We start from the raw sequence: 20,445 nt of genomic DNA on the forward strand, positions 1-20,445 counted from the left end.
ACGTTACTCGGCAGGAGAGAGTGATTCAGGAACACTATTAAGGGCAGCCCGATAGGCCGCCGGAGAACGAAGCAGTTGGACGGCTGCTTCCATGTCCGTTTTACCTCCTGCAAGGGGCGGACAATGATTTCGTAGCTCCATAATAGTATTCTTTGAAAGCGGGGGGTGATTTGCTCTTGTCTCAACTAAAAGAGAGTGCTCAAGGGATTTCCCTTCTCGGAGTGCACTTAATTGGGCTTTGACTGAGGGGTGTGATGTTGCTGTGCAGAGTTGAGGGGCAACTCCTATCCCTTGAATAGGCCATCCTTGAGGGGCGATATTGCGCGCCCATGTGACGACGATTTCCCCCTGATTAGGCATTTTACCAGCGATTTGAACAAATCCTTTACCGAATGTGTAGCTTCCGACAATCACAGCACGATGATGATCAGCCAAAGCGGCAGCAAGGACTTCCGCAGAACTTGCGGTGTCTTCATCGACAAGAACAATGATAGGCGTGTTATTTGTTAGGTCACCGCCTTGTACTGTCCAGATATGGTTGGCTGAGGGGTAACGCCCTTCTGTGGTAACAGCGACACCGTGATCAAGAAATAGGGCGGCTGTAACAACGGCTTGTTGTAGCAGGCCGCCGTGATTGCCGCGGAGATCAAGGATAAGACCAGGTAATTTGCCGGTTGATGAGGGTGTTGAATCACCTTCTTGTGGGCTGTCTGGGAGCATAGAAGAAAGATACTGACTGATTTCTTCAGCAGTTTGTTGTGTAAAATGCGCGATATGTAAAACGGCGTATGGCCCTTGATGAGACAGAGAAACTGTTTCTTGAGGAAGGCGCATCCGGCTTACAGCGAGTGTGCGTACACGCCCTTTAGCTGTGCGAATGGTCAAAACAATTTTGCTTCCAGGAGGTCCAGAAAGCCAATGTTGTAGCACGTGGAGAGGAATATGCCGGGTATTATGGCCATTAATGGCGAGAATTGTTTGACCAACGCTAACCCCTTGCGCCCAAGCAGAGCCTGATGTGTTGATATCACTAACGGATGGGTAGGACACTTCTGTATGGCGTTTAAGGGTAATGCCTACTGCACATGTATCATCGCGTTGGGTATGTTTTTCTGCGGCGACATCATCAGGGGAAAGATAGCGTGAATAAGGGTCAAGATGACGGAAAAGGCCAGCAAAAAAATGAGATAAGAGTTGATTGCTTCCCTCCGTCTGGAGGGTGTCACTGTCATTCCAGCTAACCTGGATGAACATGAGAATAAAATCGACCCAGTGAGAGAGATCATTCCCAGTTGGAATAGGGCGTGTGAGCAGGACTGATTTCCCTTGTTGAAGGGTAACCGTCTTGATTGATAGTGGAGCGGAGGGAGAGTTCCCATATATGAGATGTAATGATGGGTCTGTTTCTATTACGCCTCCTAGTCCCCACAAAGAGAGTTCCTCAGGAGAGTGTTCGTTTAAGAGGCGGGGTAATATAAAGCTTAAACCGGATGCTAAAACATTGCGTGTTACAGCGGTGTTGAGAGGTGTCTTGTGTCCCGGAGATGGAGGTGGTTTGGGTGTTGTGGGCGCTAGTCCTTCGGGTAGTTTGGACATGGATGCAGCAGCGTAGGTCGGAGCTGCGGAGAGGCCGACAACGAGGACGAGCGCTAGCAGCGTTGATTTGACAAGCTGTGGCGTCTTTAAGTGGAGACGAAAGGAGCGCAACGAAGATACCAACATAAATGGGCGACCGATGTGGGGAGTATAAAGTCCCTCACGACCACGGCAGAATACGATCTTCCCCAAAATCGAGAGATTCCTACTCTGCCTTTTTATAATAGTAGGTCAAGGCCTACCTTGGTCGGATGATACTGCCTCCTGATTCCATAAAGCAATAAGCAGTTCTTTTGCTAAAGAGGGTTGATTGCACATCGGGAAGAAGACTGTGTCTTTTATGTCTTTATGAAGCCTCCTTCTTTTTCCGGCTTTTTGCTTTTGGGGCGGGTTTTTCTTTCGTTGCGCTCTCTTTTTTGGGCGTTTTTTTGCTTCTTGTTGTCTTACTGGTCTTCCCTTTGAGGGGTTTCCCTTTTTCTTCTAGGAGGGTGATGGCTTCCTCAAGTGTGACATCTTCCATTTTCTGGTCCTTGGGAAGTGTCGCCACGGTAGAGCCATGCTGCACATAGGGGCCAAATCGTCCTTTCCGGACGATGATCGTTTCTTGGTCTTTAGGATGAACCCCAAGCGTGCGGATGGAGGCCAGCTTTTTGGCGAGCGCTTCAATGGCTTGTGGCATACCGATGGTGAGGACGTCTTCATCCTTGCCAAGGGTGCCATATATGCTTCCCATTTTAACGTAGGGCCCAAATCGTCCTAAGCCAGCTTCAATCATTTCGCCCGTGTCAGGGTGTGTTCCAAGCGAGCGAGGAAGAGAAAGCAAACCAATGGCTTCTTCTAAACTCACGTCATCGCTAGGGCGGTTTTTGGGTATCGTGGCGCGTTTCGGTTTGATTTTTTTGTTGTCAGGGTCGGGCTCGCCTTTTTGGACATAGAGACCATAGGGACCACGACGTAAGGTAATTTCTTCTCCCGTTTTTGGGTCATGCCCCAGGCTCTTTACCCCTTCTGCGAGAGAAGGGCCTTCACCTTCACTGATGGTGAGGGGGCGTGTAACGCGACATTCTGGGTAGTTTGAGCAACCAAGGAAAGCACCATGTTTCCCGAGGCGGAGTCCTAAACGACCTGTCTCACAAGAGGGACAGCGGCGAGGGTCGCTCCCATCTTCATGAAGTGGGAAGAAGTGATTGCCGAGATCGTGATCAAGTGCATCAATGACATCTGAAATTTTTAAATCTTTTGTTTTATCAACGGTTGCAGAGAAATCGTGCCAGAAGGCTTTCATAATGTCGTGCCAGTCGGCTCGACCGCCTGAGATGTCATCGAGTTGTTCTTCTAGAGACGCTGTGAAACCAGTATCGACATAGCGCTCAAAAAAGGATGTTAGAAAAGCGGTAACGAGCCGACCTCGATCCTCTGGAATGAAACGGCGACTATCCAGACGAACGTAATTTCGGTCACGTAAGACCCCCAAAATAGAGGCATAGGTGGAAGGGCGGCCGATGCCGATCTCTTCCATTTTCTTGACAAGAGAGGCTTCAGAGTAGCGTGGCGGCGGTTGTGTGAAATGTTGGTCCGCTGTGACGGCTTTGGTTGTGAGAGGGTCGCCTTCTTTCATGGGAGGAAGAAGGCGATTTTGATCATCATCTGTCTGGCTATCGTCGCGTCCTTCCATGTAGAGCTTTAAGAAACCATCAAAGGCGATGATGGAACCCGTTGCGCGCAACATGGTTTTATTATCTTGTCCAGCAAGAACAACGGCTGTCTGGTCAATTTCAGCAGATTGCATTTGTGAAGCAACTGCCCGTTTCCAGATGAGCTCGTACAGTCGACGCTGATCATGTGATAAAGCTGGGGCGACTTGGTCAGGGGTGCGCCGAACATCAGTTGGGCGAACAGCCTCATGGGCTTCTTGTGCATTCTTGGCTTTGGTCGCATAGGCCCGTGGGGATGTTGGGCAATAGCGGTCGCCAAAACTTTCATGGATGTGAGAACGAATCATATCAATGGCTTCACGTGCCATTGTGACACCATCAGTACGCATATACGTAATGAGACCAACGGTTTCTCCGTGAAGATCAACACCTTCATAGAGTTGTTGAGCAGTACGCATGGTCACTTGGGCACTCATGCCCAGTTTGCGCGAAGCCTCTTGCTGGAGAGTGGATGTTGTAAAAGGAGGTGCAGGGTTTCGTTTACTGCGTTTACGTTCAATCTTTTTAATGTGGAACGCAGTGTTTTCAACGGCCTGACGCGCTTCTAGAGCGTGTGTCTCATCAGGCAGATCAAATTGCTCAAGTTTTTTCCCGTTAAAATGAGTCAAGCGTGCTTTGAAGAGGGCTTGTTCAGGCGTGGTGAAGGCGCCTTCGATGCTCCAATATTCCCGAGGTTTGAAGACCTCAATTTCAGCTTCGCGTTCGCAAATAAGGCGCAGGGCTACGGATTGCACACGGCCGGCGCTACGACTCCCAGGGAGTTTACGCCATAAGACGGGTGAAAGCGTAAAGCCAACTAAATAATCAAGGGCTCGGCGTGCAAGATAGGCATCAATAAGCGGTTGATCGAGCGGCCGAGGAGCCGCCATCGCTGCGGTGATGGCGTTTTTGGTGATTTCGTTAAATGTAACGCGCTGGACGTCGATGTTTTTGAGAAGGTTTTTTTCTGCCAAAGCGCTTCGAACATGCCAGGAGATTGCTTCTCCTTCGCGGTCCGGGTCAGTTGCGAGAATAAGTTGTTTGGCACCCTTAAGGGCTTTGGCAATTGTTGCAATTTGTTTTGAACCGCGTTCGTCTGTTTGCCAGCTCATGGCAAAATTCTCATCAGGTCGAACACTGCCATCTTTTGGCGGTAAGTCACGTACGTGGCCGAATGAAGCGATAACGGCGTAATCACTGCCAAGATAGCGGTTAATGGTTTTGGCTTTAGCCGGGCTTTCCACCACTACAATACGTGTTGCTGCCATTATCCGTCCCTTTGCTTCACCTAATCAGGGAGGCGTGCCACGCGCCCACCTGGTAGACGTTCCACCACACCGTCCAGCTCTAATTCACTGAGTGCTGTTGTAACGGCTGAAACGGAGAACTGACAGCGTGACACAATCTCGTCAACTGGCGTTGGTGTGATTGATAGGAGAGAAAGAAGTTTTTTTTGTATGTCTTCAGGAGATGAAAGGGGCGCAGAAGGCGTGTTTTTAGGCAAAGATGAGGCTGCGGTTTTATCTTTAGGCGCCGGAAATTTTGTTGAGTGTGATGACGGCGCGGGGCGCGACGTTGTGGAGTTGATCGATTGTCGAGACTCGAAAAGTGGCGTCTCGTCGTGAAGAGATTGCTCCCAAGGAGCTGGCTGCCGGACGGGTAAATGTTGTGGGAGAGAGGTCAACACATCCATCCCATTTTCGACAAGAAGGCTTCCTTGTCGAATGAGCTGATTCCCTCCTCGAGAACGAGGATCAAGGGGGGAGCCAGGTGTTGCAAAAACAGTGCGATGATAGGATTCGGCGAGGGATGCGGTAATCAGCGTACCGGAATGGAGGGCCGCTTCAATGACCAAGCAGCCTTGTGTGATTCCGGCAATGAGCCGATTACGGCGTGGGAAATGACGTGCTTGAGGGATGGAACCGAGTGGAGCTTCCGTAATCAGGCAGCCCTTTTCGGCAATTTCTTCTTGTAATCGTTTGTTTTCTGGGGGGTAAGGATGATCAAGGCCGCCTGCGAGAGCGGCAACAGTCAGTCCAGGGTGGAGGGCACCACGATGTGCTGCTGTATCAACACCGCGGGCGAGACCGGAAACAATACAGATTCCCCCGGCGGCAAGTTCAGCCGCGATACTCTCGGCAAGGCGTAACCCCGCTGATGAAGCATTGCGTGCGCCCACAATGCCTACACCATTGATGGAGAGTCGTTGTGTATTCCCCTGTACGAAAAGCAAAGGTGGGGCATCAGGAATATGTGTGAGAAGAAGAGGGTATTCTGGATCGGAACGGAGGAGGTGACGGGCACCGCGCTGTGCCAATGTCGCTATTTCGTCCTCAATTTCAGTGAGCGTTGGGATATCGGGAGGTGTGCGCCCATTGCGTTGAAAACGATGTGGAAGAGCCTCGAGAGCACGGGATGCGGTGCCGTATAGTCCCAAAAGACGTGCAAAATTTACAGGGCCGATACCGCTGGTGCGGGCCAAGCGGAGCATGGAAAGACGTTCATGCTGGTTGGTGAGGGCAGTGGTCGACCGTGTAGACATAAAGGAGGCTACCTGAACAGGCTAATGAGATCATTCTTGCTGATGGGTTGTTTTACCAATACGTGGTTCTGTTCCTTGAAACAGGCGAACGATATTTCCGTAATGACGGAACCATACAAGGAGTGTGATGAGATCTACGGCCAGCGGTATGGGAGAAGATACAGGCTGCATACTCAGAGCTGGCGTGAGGAGCGGGGCTGCAAAGAAGGCCAGGAGAGCGCCTACGGAAGAAATACGGCTGAATTTTACGCCAAAAACCCATAAAATTGTGCTGATAAGGCCAACCGGCCAGCATAAGGCCCAAAAAGTGCCAATGCCGGTTGCAACCCCTTTTCCGCCACGGAAGCCAAGCCAGATTGGAAAGCAATGTCCAAGAATGGCGGCCATACCGGCAACAGCCATTGCAAGTTGAGTTTGGTGCACGCAGAGGGTCGCCGCTAATAAGACAGCAAGGAACCCCTTAAAAGCGTCAAGTAACAAAGTGGCTGCGGCAAGGCCTTTCCGCCCTGTCCGCAGGACATTGGTTGCTCCAATATTGCCTGAACCAATGCGACGGATATCGCCACCTCCTGCAAGGGCCGTTAAAAGCATTCCAAAAGGGATGCTGCCGAGCCCATAGGCCGCTAAGGCGATGATAGGAAGGCTCGGGGGGAATAATGACCATTGCAGGAAAGGCATTAATGAGCGTCCTTTAACAAGTGCGGGGCTGTGTAAACCTCACGTCCACGGTGGAAGGTGCGGAGAACTTTCCCTTTTAAAACACGACCATCAAAAGGAGTATTCTGTGCGAGTCCCGGCATGGAGCCAGCTGTGACGGTCCATTTCGCCTCTGGGTCAAAGAGGCAGAGGTCCGCCTTTTTGCCGATTGCGAGGGTTCCTGCTTCCAATCCAAGTAATTGAGCTGGAGCGGAGGTGAGGAGACGCAAGGCTTCGATAAGAGGCAGATTGGCTTCTAAGGTGACACCGAGCAAGGTTGCTAGCCCCGTTCCGCCAGCGCGCGCATGCGCGAAGGGGAGACGTTTATCATCAGCATCGGCTGGGACATGATCAGAAGCGATCACATCAATGGTGCCATCAGCCAAAGCGGCGAGAACGGCTTGACGATCATGCTCCTCGCGCAAAGGAGGGGAGAGCTTCGCATAGGTGCGGAAATCACCAATAGCGTCTTCTGTCATGGAAAAATATGGTGGTGCCGTATCACAGGTGACACGGATATTTTTTGCTTTGGCCTGTCGTATTAAATCAAGTGCTTCACCCGTGGAGATATGGGCAAAGTGGATACGTGCTCCTGTCATTTCAGCGAGTCTGAGGTCACGCGCAACCATCATCGCTTCTGCTGCAGCCGGGATTTGAGGGAGACCTAGGCGAACGGCAAGCTCACTCCCGGTTGCGCATCCCCCGCGTGCTAGAGTGGGCTCCTCAGGGTGGAGCACAATCAGAGCATCAAGAAACCGCGAATATGCGAGTAGATTTCGCATTTGTTTGGCGTCACTGATGGCGCGTGCACCATCGGAGAATGCAACGGCTCCTGCTTGTTTGAGCAAGCCAATCTCGGCCATTTCCTTCCCTGCGCAATGGCGGGTTAGGGCTCCGTAGGGATGAAGCGAGACCATATTCGTCTCTTCCCCACGTTTGGTGATGTAATGGACCAACGCAGGGGTATCAATTGAAGGGTCTGTATCTGGTAAAACGGCAAGAGAGGTAATGCCACCAGCAACAGCGGCCTGAGCCCCAGAGTGGATATTTTCGCGATATTCTGTCCCAGGTTCTCCTAGGCTTACACGCATATCGACAAGGCCGGGACACAATACAGCGCCCTGACCATCAATGATCTGAGCGCCTTTAGGGGCTTCATGCGTGTCATACCCAGCGATTTTACCGTTTTGCACAACCAGTCGTCCTGGCGTATCGCGACCAGAAGCGGGGTCAATGAGACGGACATTTTCAAAAACAAGGCTTGTCATGAGGGGCTCTGCATCCGTGAAAGACGGTCGAGTACGGCCATACGTACGGCAACGCCCATTTCGACCTGTTCAGAAATGACACTTTGTGGAGAATCGGCGACATCCGAGGCAATTTCGATCCCACGATTCATAGGACCAGGATGCATCACTAAAGCATGGGATTTGGCCAGGGAGAGGCGGCGGCGATCAAGCCCAAAAAGAGAAAAATATTCTCGTGCGCTGGGCACAAGCCCACTCCCCATGCGTTCGCGTTGCACACGGAGGCACATGGCGACGTCAACACCTTTGAGCGCTTTGTCCATGTCGTGATAGAGGGTGACCCCTTCCATCTTGGCAAAGGCTGACGGAAGAAGGGTTGGTGGGCCAACCAGGCGTATCTTGCTCCCCATAGCACGAAGAAGGTGAATATTAGAACGTGCAACACGGCTATGGCTGACATCACCACAAATGGCGATTGTTAGCCCATCAAGGCGATTGAAGTGCCGCCGAATGGTTAAAGCATCCAATAAAGCCTGGGTTGGGTGTTCATGCATGCCATCGCCGGCATTTACGACGCTTGCTTCTACTTTTTGTGAGAGAAGAGAAGGTGCTCCTGATTGGTCATGACGGACAACAAGGAGGTCACAATGCATGGCGTTGAGCGTAGCGGCTGTATCAAGCAGGGTCTCCCCTTTACTGACAGAGCTCGTAGAGACGGACATATTGACAACGTCAGCTCCCAAGCGCTTCCCAGCAAGCTCGAAACTCGTTCGTGTTCGGGTGCTATTCTCAAAGAATAGGTTAATGACGGTACGGCCTTGAAGAATATCGCGTGGAGCATTGCGTGAGCGACTGAGGAGAGCGTAGCTTTCAGCGAGATCCAGGAAGGGCGTAATGTCATTGGGTTGCATCCCCTCAATACCAAGAAGATGAACATTATGGCGGCGCACACTCATGATTCTAATACACTCCGAATACGAGCGAGAACCTCATCCTTGCCAAGAGCGAGGAGAGTGAGGTCGATCCCTGGTGAGGTGGTTGTTCCTGTCATAGCAGCACGCAGTGGCTGTGCAACAGCTCCCAGTTTCAGATCATGTTCTTGAGCATAAGAGCGTAGGGCAGTGTCAATATTTTCTGCGGTAAAGGGCTCTAGAGTCGCGAGCTTTTCGCTTATGCCGCGTAATACAGTGCGGCCATTCTCATCGAGAATTTTTTCCGCTTTGGGTGTAAGACTCAGAGGCAAGCGAAGACCAGCAAAGGCTGCATTATCGCTTAATTCAATTAATGTTTTCGCGCGCTCTTTGAGGCCAGGCATGAGGGTTAGGATGCGTTTGCGTACGGTCTCAGTGAGTTCTACATCATCATGTTTTGCAAGACGCTCCATAACGTCATTGGTCAAGCGCTCATCATCAGCCTGACGCATCCAAATACCGTTGAGATGTGTGAGTTTGACATAGTCCATACGGGAAGGGGATTGCCCGATTCCATCAAAGTCAAACAGCTTAATTTGCTCTTCCCGGGACAATACTTCGGCGTCGCCATGTCCCCAACCAAGGCGGAGGAGATAATTATCGAGCGCTTCGGGCAAAAAGCCTGCTTCGCGGAAATCGACGACGGATTGTGCACCGTGTCGTTTGGAAAGTTTTGCGCCATCAGGGCCGTGGATGAGGGGAAGGTGAGCAAATTCGGGTAAATCCCACCCCATTGCACGATAAATCATGGCTTGGCGAAATGTATTGGTCAGGTGATCATCGCCGCGCATGACATGGGTGATTTCCATGTCGTGATCATCAACGACAACAGCGAGAAGATAGGTAGGTGTTCCATCGGAGCGTAGAAGGATGAGGTCATCCATTTCGCTATTGGCGACACGTACATCACCTTGGACGTGGTCATGAATGATGGTTTCCCCTTCTTGCGGGGCTTTTAGACGAATAGCAAAAGGAGCACCTTCGGGAGCTTCCGATGGGTCGCGATCACGCCATGTGCCGTCATATCGTGGAGGGCGTTTCTCTGCGCGCGCCTTTTCGCGCATTGCGGCGAGTTCCTCTGGTGTGCTGTAGCAACGATAAGCCTGACCTTTTTCGAGCAATTGCTGCACGACTTCTGCGTGGCGTGCTTGTCTCGTTGATTGGAAAACAGGTTCTCCGTCCCAGTCGAGCCCCATCCATTTGAGGCCATCGAAGATAACATCAACAGCATGCTGCGTTGAGCGCTCGCGGTCGGTATCCTCAATACGGAGGACAAACTCACCGCCATGATGGCGTGCATAGAGGTAATTAAACAGGGCTGCACGGGCATTCCCGATATGGAGCAAACCTGTCGGCGAAGGGGCAAAACGGGTACGGATCTTCATGAAAACACCTTATATCATGCTCCAACGCAGGCGGCTATCACCTTGAAAAAGTCTGTTAGCGTACCTTTCAGCGGTCATTAATTTTAAAGCAAAGTATATTCCTTATTTATAGGGAGAATTACGGCGCTTTCTTTTTGAGTATTCCAGAGAGATTGTTGCGGTTATCATACGAAAGTGGACAGGATGTTCTGGGGGCGATGGATAGAACAGTCTTTGTTTCGGCAAGGGCGCCGGCTTTTTTGTTGGGTTCCTGTCGCTATGGGGGCTGGGATCGCCGCTTATTTCGCGCTTTTATCTGAACCATCTTTTCTTTTTAAATGTGTGGTCGCCATCATGGCATTCGGTGGCGTTGTGGTCTGTGTCTTGGCAAGGCCTCGCTTCCCTTACGCGTTGACAGCGCGTGCCTTGGGTATTGCCCTTGTAAGTGTTTCCGTGGGGTTCTTGGATGTGGCCGTCCAGGCGCAGAGGCAGCCGCCCATCATGAGGCTTCCTCAGCAAGCAGTGTGGGTGGAAGGCCAGATTCAGCACGTGGAACGGTTGCCACCACGAGAATATGTGGAAGATAAAGACCCCCGTTACCGTGTCGTATTGCGGCATGTGCGATTGGAATCGGTAGAAGGGGTGGAGGCGCTCCCCTTAAAGCGAGTGATCCGTATTACCTTGAAAAAAGGGGAGAAAACACTTCCCATAAGTGGTGAAGCCATTCGATTACGCGCTCTATTGCGTCAGCCTTCTATGCCGAGTTGGCCTTATGGACGAGATTTACAGCGTGAAGATTGGTTCAATGGCTTGGCGGGTAGCGGTATGGCGCTATCGTTTTTTCAGGTCATCACCCTTGGGCAGGGCGTGTTCTGGGGACATTGGCGTGAGGTATTAGCTGCCCGTATTTTAAGAGAACTTCCAGGTCAAAATGGCGCTATTGCTGCCACGTTGTTATGCGGAGAAACAGGAGCGCTTTCCTCGCAAACACGGCGTGATTTTTCTGCGTCGGGATTAGCACATTTACTTGCGGTGGCCGGGCTGCATTTGGGCTTCGTGATGGGGGCCTGTTATTTTGTATTAAGGCGTGGGTTAGCTTTTTCTGAGAAGGCCAGTCTCTTTTGGTCGTGCCGTGAGATTGCTGTTATCGGGTCACTCCTTTGTGGTGGGATCTATATTTGGTTAACGGGAGAGCATCTTCCCGGGCTGCGTGCTTTAGGGATGGCGAGTTATGGTGTGCTCGCTTTGTTGTTTGGGCGGCGTGTTTTGTCGTTGCGAGCCTTAGCGTTGGTGGCGCTTGGCATGGAGCTTTGGTGTCCTGCTGTCATATTAGATGTCTCTTTTCAAATGTCGTTTGCCGCGGTGTTGGTATTGATCGTGGGATATGATTTTTTATGCCCCTATCTGGAGAAACTCAGACAAAAATCATTGGTATGGGAGCGATGGGGTGTTCCTTTTTTGATGTTAGGGCTCACATCTCTTCTCGCTGGAATGGCAACGTTACCGATTAGCATGGCGCATTTTGGTGCTTTTCAACCGTGGTTTGTGGTGGCGAATCTTGTTGCTGTGCCCATCACAGGGATGTGGGTTATGCCCATGGGGTTACTGTCCCTCATATTGAGTCCCTTTGGGCTTGATACAGCAGCTTTGTGGGCCATGAGTTGGGGGATTAAAGTCATTAGGCTAACAGCACGGATGATGGCTCATGCACCATGGGCGAGTTGTGCTGTACCATCATGGCCAGGATGGGGAGTATTCCTCGTTATGGTTGGTTTAACGATGGTGTGTTTATGGCAAGGGAAAGGACGGTGGATGGGAGGGGTGATCCTGTCCGTTGGTGTTGGGGTCGCTTGGATTGTGCCGCGTCCCGTTCTTTTGTTAGCACCTGATGCTCAAGCCATAGCCCTGCATATAGAGGGGAATTGGTTTATTGGAGCGCCAAAAGCCGACGTATTTATTCGGAATGCCTGGCAACAAGATATGGGAATAAAAGCGCATATGTTGTCAGAGATATGCCCAACAGGACTATGTCGTCTATCGCTCTCTCGGCAGACAGTTTTGATTGATTGGGGAGCTCATGACGAGAAAATCATGCGTGGCGATGAGTCTCTTTGTCGGGATGTCATGTTGGTCGTGAGTCGGGAAGACCGTCGTGCATTATGTCAGACAGCGCAGCATTTGAATGGTGCGATGGCCCGGAAAGAAGGGGCATGGGCCGTTTACGGACAATATGACGGTCATTTTTCTCTTATATCGGATCAGACTGCACGCGGGGCGCGTCTGTGGGTCCCTCATATGGGCTATGTGGATGTCATTAATCTCCCTATGGCGAAGGAAGAATAGGAGGGACGTTGGTTTAAGAATGTGTGCGCTGTTTGGTTTTCGGAAGAGGAGGCGTTAGCTGCTTGTCTTCATAGAGGCATTGAGCCGTGACGGCGCATCTCCAGCATTCCGGTGTGCGGGCTTTGCATGTGTAGCGTCCCAGAAGAATAAGCCAATGATGAGAAGGGCGGAGCATCGCTTTAGGGATGCGCGTGACAAGAGCATCCTCAACTTCGCGAACATTCTTGCCTGGGGCGAGGCCTGTGCGATTGCTAATGCGGAAGATATGTGTGTCTACAGCCATTGTATCTTGATCAAAAGCTACGTTGAGAACGACGTTGGCGGTTTTTCTTCCGACGCCTGGGAGTGCTTCTAAGTCTTTGCGATTAGAGGGGATGTGCCCGTGGTGATGCTTCAGTAATTGTTGGCATAATTTCGCAACATTATGAGCTTTAGCACGCCATAGGCCGATCGTGCGGATATGGCGTGCAATACCTTCTTCTCCTAACGCGACCATTAATTCAGGTGTCGGAGCTTCGGCGAAGAGACCTTGGGTTGCTTTGTTGACGGATTTATCGGTTGCTTGAGCAGACAGCACGACAGCAACAAGTAATTCAAAAGAATTACGAAAAACGAGTTCACTCTCGGCATGGGGATATTCGTGAGAAAGAATTGTTATGAATTCTTTGACAGCGCGTAAACTCATCGCCTTTGTAGGAGTGGATACCACAGGAGGAACTCCGTTAGGATATTGTATCGGAAGGGAAGAACCTTCACAATTATACAGATTTTTAGCCATCAATAGGCAAAGCCTCCCTGATATCATGATGGGGAGTACAGCGTAAGAGGCGCATGCGCAGCAACCAGGGAGTTCGGTGGATCTATGCCTGACAATCAAGAAACGGCGACGAGCGGAAAGAATAAAGACCAAAAAGGGATATCCACTGTATCATTCGTTGGTGTCGTGCGTTTTGTTGTTCGGCGTTGGCTGGAACATCCTGGTCTTTTGAGCCGTACGTTGGGTGGTGTGGCTCTGGCGACGTTGGCTGATATTTGCACGCCTCTTCTCGCTGGGCGTCTTGTTTCGGATATCTCTTCGCCTTTGCGGGCGGAGAGTGCATCACGTATTGCCTTGCTGCATGATGCTCTTTTGATGGTAAGCGGATTGCTGGTACTTGGTTTGGTAAGCGTCATGGGGCGGCGTTTTTCCTATCTGGGCATTAGCCGCCTAAGCCTTGCGATCATGCGGCGTATTCTAGGCGATGCTTTTGCACGTGTGCAGCGTTTTTCAGCGGATTGGCACGCAAGTAACTTTGCGGGTTCTACAGTAAGGCGTCTGACGCGTGGCATGTGGGCGCTTGATTCTCTGGACGATACATTGCTGTTGCTTATTGCTCCAGAAGTTTTGGTCTTGTTTGGGACGACAATCGTTTTGATGGTGCGTTCACCATTGATGGGATGTGTTCTTGGGTTTGCTGTCATTTTATTTGCTTTTTTGTCTATTCGGCTTGCGCTGCGTTACGTAGCGCCGAGTGCGCGGGTGGCGAATCAATGGGATACGAAAATAGGGGCTGCTCTGGCTGATGCTGTGACGTGCAACAGTGTTGTGAAAGCTTTTGGTGCAGAGCGCCGTGAAGAAAGGCGATTGGAACGCCTGTCTTGGTTATGGAGCCGACGCACGTATTGGAGTTGGTTTAGGGGAACCAATAGCGCGAATTTGCAGGCTTCTTATACATTGCTGATGCGCGTGATTATGATCGGGCTTGCTGTCTTCCTATGGTGGAAGGGAGAAGCGGGGCCAGGTGATGTTGCGTATGTGTTAACAATGATGTTTTTGATTCAGGGATATCTCCGTGACCTGGGCCAGCAGGTGAGTCAAGTACAGCGTTCCGTCAATGAAATGGAGGAATTGGTTGCCCTGTTTCAAATGGAGCCGGGGGTGAAGGATGCCCCAGGTGCGGCTACTTTGCAGGTGTCTGAGAGGGGAAGTGATATTGAGGTAAAGGATGTATTTTTCCGCTACCCATCACAAAAAAAGCCGATTTATCAAGGGCTCTCATTACATATCAAAACAGGAACACGTGTTGCTTTTGTCGGTGCAAGTGGTTCTGGAAAAACGACGTTAACACGACTGTTACAGCGTTTTTATGATGTGAATGAAGGAGCCATCCTGATAGATGGGCAAAATATCGCTGCGGTCACGCAAGAGAGTTTGCGTCGTCAGATCGCGTTAGTGCCCCAAGAGCCTGTGCTTTTCCACCGAAGTTTAGCGGAGAATATTTCGTATGGCCGCCCAGATGCGAGTCATGCAGAGATTGTTGAAGCTGCGCAATTGGCGAATGCGAGTGTGTTTATTGATCGTTTGCCAGAAGGCTACGCCACGATGGTTGGTGAGCGAGGGGTTAAACTCTCAGGAGGAGAGCGTCAACGTGTGGCGATTGCACGAGCTTTTCTAACAAAAGCGCCGATTGTGATTTTTGACGAAGCGACAGCGAGTTTAGATTCAGAATCGGAAGCTCTCGTTCAGGAAGCGATGAGTCGTTTGATGGATCATCGTACTGTGCTGGTGATTGCGCATCGTTTATCAACGGTTCGAGAGCTAGACCGCATTTTAGTTTTCCAGAACGGTGTCATTGTAGAAGATGGCACTCATGACACATTGATGAAAAGAGAAGATGGAATCTATCAGCATCTTGTTCATCTTCAATCACTTGAAAAATAGATAAAAATTTAAAACATTTTGGTTAGATTGCTCAGCGGTATCTAAATGCAACGTCATTTTAGCGCTGCTTAGCTCAACTGTATGATGATATAAGCAGCCAAACGGGCAGCAATGAGATTCCTCTATAGGTGCTGCTTGGATGACGTTTTGAGGGAGATTGAGTAGGTGACTGAGAATAAGAAGCGTCCTCTAATAGTGAGAATTGGTAAGAAACTAAGGCCATGGTTCAATAAAGCGATTGCGAGTGGCTCATGTGTTTCCAATGCCCCTTTGTTAGAGAACAGTATTTTTCCGTGGGTTGAAGCGCTTGAGAAAGCGGCTCCGCTTATTATCAAAGAGTTTCAGGGCGTTATCGCCGAACAGGGTGGGGTACCGCCTTTGAGGGAACTGTCCCCAGATCATAAGCGTATTGCTCCAGATAATAGCTGGAAATCATTCTTTCTCTATGGTTATGGCATTAAAGTGCCTGAGAATTGTGCGAAGGCTCCTGTTACGGCCCAGCTTGTTGCCGGAATACCAGGGTTGTGTTCGGCTTTATTCTCTATTCTTGAGCCTGGTGGAGAAATCCCCCCCCATAATGGTGTTACCAAGGGAATGCTTAATTGTCATCTGGGACTCAGTATTCCGAAAGATGGCAAGAATTGTTGGATTAAGGTGTCAAATTACACCCTTCACTGGCAAGAAGGGAAAGTGTTTATATTTGATGATACGTACAATCATACAGTTCAAAATAATACGGACGAAATACGTGCTATTTTATTTATTCAGGTTGAGCGTCCAACGCGAGGGTTTGGGCGTTTGGTACAGAAACTCTTTCTCGGCGGCATAAAACGTTCAGCTTTTGTCCAAGATGCGAAGAAAAATATTCAGCGTTGGAATCAGCTGCAAGCACTACTGGAAAAAGCTTAGATTATTCAGAGTTAGGAGGAGCTTGCTAGGGCTTCTCCTTGGTGCTTATCCCTAACAGCCTGCGTATAGGGTTATCGTGCGGCAGAGAGTAGATTATGTGGTCACAAGTAGGCTGTTTACGAAATATACGGCGCCAGACGACGTCTCTATCAAATATTTAAAATAATAAAGAGTGATTTATCTGAAGTGAGGGTGTGGTATTGTTTTTTTGTTACAGATATCAAAGAAACGAAATCTAAATTCTTTCGTGATGAAAGTATATTGTGTAATTATCCCCACTAAATATCGAATCCGGTAAACGTTTGTTTGCGGAAGTGGTATATCACAGGTTTCTAATGTGTTTGAGGCGTATCAGAGTTATCGTTCAGGCGTCATTCTAACGTTTTTATTCGGTTGACGATCGTTACGAGAGCGCTTTAGGCGCGGTAGGTTGTTCATCAGTGTGAGTCATTACAAAGATAAAGAGAGGATGTTGCGTGCCAGCTTCGAATGAGTCAGAGACGATGAGCTCATCTCCGTCTAAGGGGTGGTGGCCTGTTCTGCGTCAGATTCTCCGTAATACTGGAGCAAGTCAGACGTCTCTTTGTGCAGCGGGGTGCGCTTTTTACGCAACGTTGTCACTTTTCCCAGCCGTTACGGCGCTCATTTCAGTTTACGGACTTGTGTTTGATATTCATACGGCTGAGTCGCAGCTACATTTAATTCGTAACTTGATTCCTGCATCGGCCTATTCGCTAATTGTAGATCGTATTCATACACTAGTTCAGCAGCCGCATTCATCATTAACGCTTGGCCTGGTATTTTCTTTAGCGATTACCTTATGGTCGGCGACGGCGAGTAGTCGTTCTATTCTCTCAGCTCTTAATATTGCTTATCATACAGAAGAAAATAGAGGTTTTCTGCGTTTCCAATGTCTTGCATTTGGAACGACATTTTTAGGAATTATAGGAGCATGTTTGACATTAGCTCTTATGGTAGCGGCTCCGGCTATTGTTGATTATTTGCCAAAGTATTTAGGACGTTTTGGGATTGATCTGGATAAAATCCCACCTTCTCTGCATTTTCTCGTCGATAAAGGAACGCCAATGATGGTTCATTGGCTTGCTCCTTCTCTCATGTTGTTATTTGTTTTTGTTGCGGTGACGCTTTTATACCGTATCGCTCCTTGTCGTGACTGGACGCTATGGCGTCTTATCGTGCCAGGAGCAGGCGTTGCGACAGTTTTGTGGGTCATCGCATCGCTGGGCTTCTCTTGGTATGTGTCACATTTTGCAAGTTATAGTGCGACATATGGACCGCTAGGTGCCGTAGCTGCCATTATGATGTGGCTTTTTGTCAGTGCTTATGTGGTGTTATTTGGAGCGGTGATTAATGCTGAACTTGAAGAAAATGCACGGCGGAAATTAAGCCATGCAGAGGCGCATCGTGTGACTGTGGAACAATCTTCAGGAGTGGAAGCGCATTAAAGGCAACGAAGAAGAGTGCCATGAATATGTGGCATTCTTTTAGATAATGTCTATTCTGAAGCGAGCGTAGAGAAGTCGGCTTGCGTTGCCTTAACGGGTGTAACGACTGTTATAGAAACAGGCGAAACGCCTCGTTTCATGATTCCCAACTGTATGGCAGCCATTCGCGAGAGATCAATAATGCGGTGACCTGTAAAAGGACCGCGATCCATAATGGTGACGAGAATACTTCGGTGAGTTTTGAGAGAGTGGACAATGACTTTCGTGCCGAAGGGTAGGGTAGGATGTGCAGCCGTAAGGGTGTTGTGATCAAAAGTACTTCCCTGGGCTGTGCGTTTAAATTGAAATTTTGTTCCGCCGTACCAGCTTGCGAGCCCTGTTTGCACAGAGTGATTGGGGTCTTTTTTAAAAACCCCCTCAGAAGAATGGGCTAAGGGTACAGCATGTGCTTGAGAAAATAGTAAGGGAATGGAGCATGCAACATAGAGACGGGCCGAATAACGTTTCAGTAGGCAAGTGAAGTATCTTTTGTGTTTACGATAGGGATGGCTATGATGGGCCATATTGAGCTCCTCGTATGATTTTTGATGAATATACATTGTATGCTAGCACTATGATGATCTTTTCTAAAAGATAAGAAAATGCTATCAGCCCGCCAGATGAAGCGACCTCTTATAGTAGTCCTGAATGGACCTAACCTAAATTTGCTGGGTTTACGGCAGCCTGATATCTACGGACATGCAACATTAGACGATGTGGAGCAGGTTTGTCTTCAGGCGGCTGAGCGCTTGGATGTAGCTATTGATTTCCGGCAGACAAATGGTGAGGGGGAGTTGGTATCATGGGTGCAGGAGTGTCGTAGTCGCGCGAATGGAATAGTGATTAATCCTGCAGCGTATGGACATACATCAATTGCTTTGCTTGATGCGCTTCATGCCGTTGAGTTGCCGGTGATTGAAGTGCATATTTCGAATATTCATCGCCGGGAAGCGTTTCGTCACCATAGTTACGTCTCTCAAGTGGCTCGTGGAGTTATCTGTGGGCTAGGGGTACGGGGGTATGCACATGCTCTCCAGGCGATGGCAGATATAATTGAGGATGAAGGATGAGCCGTATGCTCGTGGATAAGGAGGCTATTCGGGCGTTGGCCGATATCCTGACGGAAACAGGCCTGACCGAAATTGAAGTAGCAGAAGGGGATAGCCGTCTGCGTGTTGCACGCGAAGTGAGTGTGCAAGCAGCCCCAGCCGTAGCGCAAGCTCCTGCGCAGCAGCCTAAGGAATCTGCCGCTCCTGTAGATATGGCGTCTCATCCTGGTGTGGTGCCAAGCCCGATGGTTGGTGTTGCATTCTTGACGCCAGACCCCTCATCGCCGCCTTTTGTTCAGGAAGGTTCCCATGTGGCGGAAGGGCAAACCATTATGTTGATTGAGGCCATGAAAACCTTTAATCAGATTAAAGCCCCTCGTGCTGGTAAGTTAATCAGATATTGTGTGACGACTGGTGAACCAGTCGAATATGGTGCACCACTGGCGATTATTGAGTGATGTTTTCCAAAATTCTTATCGCCAATCGTGGCGAAATTGCTTTGCGAATCCTTCGTGCATGTCGCGAAATGGGGATTCGCACGGTTGCTGTACATTCGACGGCAGATTCGGATGCGATGCATGTAAGGCTGGCGGATGAAGCCGTTTGTATTGGCCCTGCAAGCTCTCGTGATTCGTATTTAAATATTGCGGCAATTTTATCAGCGGCGACCATTACAGGGGCTGAAGCTATTCATCCTGGCTATGGTTTTCTATCAGAAAATGCTGATTTTGCCGAGCTTGTCGAAGCGCACGGGATGGTCTTCATTGGACCAACCGCAGAGCATATCCGCATGATGGGCGATAAGATTACGGCAAAGACCACGATGGACGCCCTTGGTGTTCCATTGGTTGCTGGGTCTGATGGGGCGCTGGCCAACATTGAGGAAGCTCGGGAAGTTGCGGCGCGCGTTGGGTATCCTATTCTGATTAAAGCTGCCGCTGGCGGCGGTGGTCGTGGGATGAAGGTTGCTCAGGACGAGAGCGAGCTTGCTGAAGCGTGGAGTGTTGCGCGGACAGAGGCACGGGCGGCTTTTGGAAATGATGAGGTTTATTTAGAGAAATACCTCAACCGTCCCCGGCATATTGAGCTGCAAATTATGGGTGATATGCACGGTAATGTCGTGCATTTTGGAGAACGTGACTGTTCGTTACAACGCCGTCATCAGAAGTTACTTGAAGAGGCTGGTTCTCCTGTCATCACAGAAGAGCAAAGAAACCAGATAGGGCATACGGTCGTCGAAGCACTGGCGAAGATGGGCTATCGTAATGCTGGGACGTTAGAGTTTTTGTATCAAGATGGACAATTTTGCTTCATTGAGATGAATACCCGTCTTCAGGTTGAGCATCCAGTCACAGAGATGGTGTGTAGTGTTGATTTGGTTCGCGAGCAAATTCGTGTTGCGGCAGGAGAGAAGCTCAGTTATCGCCAAAGCGATATTAAGGTGCAGGGGCATGCCATTGAGTGCCGCATCAATGCTGAAGATCCGCAGACATTCGCCCCGAATCCAGGGGAAGTAAAAATGTTTCATGCCCCGGGTGGGCTGGGTGTGCGCATGGACAGTGCGCTTTTTGCTGGATATAAGATTCCCCCTTATTATGACAGCATGGTCGCGAAGCTGATTGTTCATGCTCCAACGAGGGATGAAGCGATTGCACGTATGAAGCGTGCTTTGCATGAATGTGTCGTGGAAGGTGTGAAAACGGTTATTCCGTTGCATGAGAAAATTTTAGACGATCCTGAATTTAGGGCAGGTGAGTATACTATTCACTGGTTAGAAAATTTTGTAGCCCGTCAAGGTGGCAAGTAAGGGTCGAAAAAAAACCGCTCT

Annotated in this window: 16 protein-coding genes; 7 read left to right on the forward strand and 9 right to left on the reverse strand. The window is 49.8% G+C overall.

What is annotated here, in order from left to right; translation table 11 throughout:
• Positions 1–3: 3 nt before the first annotated feature.
• From GS501_RS02045 to gltX, 7 genes are all read right to left on the reverse strand, one after another.
• The gene (locus tag GS501_RS02045) at positions 4–1,722 is read right to left on the reverse strand and encodes a S41 family peptidase (protein WP_160830203.1); all 1,719 of its coding nucleotides are present in this window, start codon (positions 1,720–1,722) and stop codon (positions 4–6) included.
• Between the two features lie 220 nt (positions 1,723–1,942).
• A complete protein-coding gene (gene topA, locus GS501_RS02050) occupies positions 1,943–4,558 on the reverse strand; it encodes a type I DNA topoisomerase (RefSeq protein ID WP_160830204.1) in 2,616 nt (871 codons plus the stop codon).
• Positions 4,559–4,578: 20 nt separating this feature from the next.
• Positions 4,579–5,832 carry a DNA-processing protein DprA gene (gene dprA, locus GS501_RS02055; protein ID WP_160830205.1) on the reverse strand — a complete coding sequence of 418 codons (1,254 nt, stop codon included), beginning with the start codon at positions 5,830–5,832 and terminating at the stop codon, positions 4,579–4,581.
• Between the two features lie 30 nt (positions 5,833–5,862).
• The gene (gene plsY, locus GS501_RS02060) at positions 5,863–6,510 is read right to left on the reverse strand and encodes a glycerol-3-phosphate 1-O-acyltransferase PlsY (protein WP_160830206.1); all 648 of its coding nucleotides are present in this window, start codon (positions 6,508–6,510) and stop codon (positions 5,863–5,865) included.
• Positions 6,510–7,796 (reverse strand): dihydroorotase family protein, encoded by a 1,287-nt coding sequence (locus GS501_RS02065; protein ID WP_160830207.1) that lies wholly within the window; start codon positions 7,794–7,796, stop codon positions 6,510–6,512. Before GS501_RS02065 ends, plsY begins: the two co-directional genes overlap by 1 nt.
• Positions 7,793–8,731 (reverse strand): aspartate carbamoyltransferase catalytic subunit, encoded by a 939-nt coding sequence (locus GS501_RS02070; protein WP_160830208.1) that lies wholly within the window; start codon positions 8,729–8,731, stop codon positions 7,793–7,795. The genes GS501_RS02065 and GS501_RS02070 overlap by 4 nt, the downstream gene beginning before the upstream one ends.
• Positions 8,728–10,131 carry a glutamate--tRNA ligase gene (gene gltX / locus GS501_RS02075; protein WP_160830209.1) on the reverse strand — a complete coding sequence of 468 codons (1,404 nt, stop codon included), beginning with the start codon at positions 10,129–10,131 and terminating at the stop codon, positions 8,728–8,730. The genes GS501_RS02070 and gltX overlap by 4 nt, the downstream gene beginning before the upstream one ends.
• A gap of 183 nt (positions 10,132–10,314) precedes the next feature.
• On the opposite strand from gltX, the gene GS501_RS02080 reads away from it, so the two are divergent.
• Positions 10,315–12,453: a ComEC/Rec2 family competence protein gene (locus tag GS501_RS02080; protein ID WP_160830210.1), complete on the forward strand. Its 2,139-nt coding sequence runs from the start codon at positions 10,315–10,317 to the stop codon at positions 12,451–12,453.
• Positions 12,454–12,466: 13 nt separating this feature from the next.
• Here GS501_RS02080 and nth read toward each other — a convergent pair whose 3' ends face one another.
• Positions 12,467–13,138 (reverse strand): endonuclease III, encoded by a 672-nt coding sequence (nth, locus tag GS501_RS02085; RefSeq protein WP_160830657.1) that lies wholly within the window; start codon positions 13,136–13,138, stop codon positions 12,467–12,469.
• 177 nt (positions 13,139–13,315) lie between these two features.
• Between nth and GS501_RS02090 the strand changes: the two genes are divergently transcribed.
• From GS501_RS02090 to GS501_RS02100, 3 genes are all read left to right on the forward strand, one after another.
• Positions 13,316–15,154 (forward strand): ABC transporter ATP-binding protein, encoded by a 1,839-nt coding sequence (locus GS501_RS02090; protein WP_160830211.1) that lies wholly within the window; start codon positions 13,316–13,318, stop codon positions 15,152–15,154.
• A 165-nt stretch (positions 15,155–15,319) separates the two neighbouring features.
• Entirely contained in the window at positions 15,320–16,063 is a 744-nt protein-coding gene (locus GS501_RS02095) for an aspartyl/asparaginyl beta-hydroxylase domain-containing protein (protein WP_370517907.1), read from the forward strand.
• A 503-nt stretch (positions 16,064–16,566) separates the two neighbouring features.
• Positions 16,567–17,529, forward strand: a complete 963-nt coding sequence (locus tag GS501_RS02100) for a YihY/virulence factor BrkB family protein (protein WP_160830658.1) — start codon at positions 16,567–16,569, stop codon at positions 17,527–17,529.
• Between the two features lie 50 nt (positions 17,530–17,579).
• Here GS501_RS02100 and GS501_RS02105 read toward each other — a convergent pair whose 3' ends face one another.
• Entirely contained in the window at positions 17,580–18,092 is a 513-nt protein-coding gene (locus tag GS501_RS02105) for a septal ring lytic transglycosylase RlpA family protein (RefSeq protein ID WP_160830212.1), read from the reverse strand.
• 96 nt (positions 18,093–18,188) lie between these two features.
• Between GS501_RS02105 and aroQ the strand changes: the two genes are divergently transcribed.
• Genes aroQ through accC form a run of 3 tightly spaced genes read left to right on the forward strand, consistent with a single transcriptional unit; the run spans position 18,189 to position 20,424 of the window.
• A complete protein-coding gene (gene aroQ / locus GS501_RS02110; RefSeq protein ID WP_160830213.1) occupies positions 18,189–18,638 on the forward strand; it encodes a type II 3-dehydroquinate dehydratase in 450 nt (149 codons plus the stop codon).
• Complete coding sequence (locus GS501_RS02115; protein WP_160830214.1) at positions 18,635–19,075, forward strand: acetyl-CoA carboxylase biotin carboxyl carrier protein subunit; 441 nt, start codon at positions 18,635–18,637, stop codon at positions 19,073–19,075. The genes aroQ and GS501_RS02115 overlap by 4 nt, the downstream gene beginning before the upstream one ends.
• Positions 19,075–20,424, forward strand: a complete 1,350-nt coding sequence (gene accC, locus GS501_RS02120) for an acetyl-CoA carboxylase biotin carboxylase subunit (RefSeq protein WP_160830215.1) — start codon at positions 19,075–19,077, stop codon at positions 20,422–20,424. The genes GS501_RS02115 and accC overlap by 1 nt, the downstream gene beginning before the upstream one ends.
• Positions 20,425–20,445 lie beyond the last annotated feature (21 nt).

The sequence above is a fragment of the Saccharibacter sp. 17.LH.SD genome, assembly GCF_009834805.1.
Taxonomy (GTDB): domain Bacteria; phylum Pseudomonadota; class Alphaproteobacteria; order Acetobacterales; family Acetobacteraceae; genus Saccharibacter.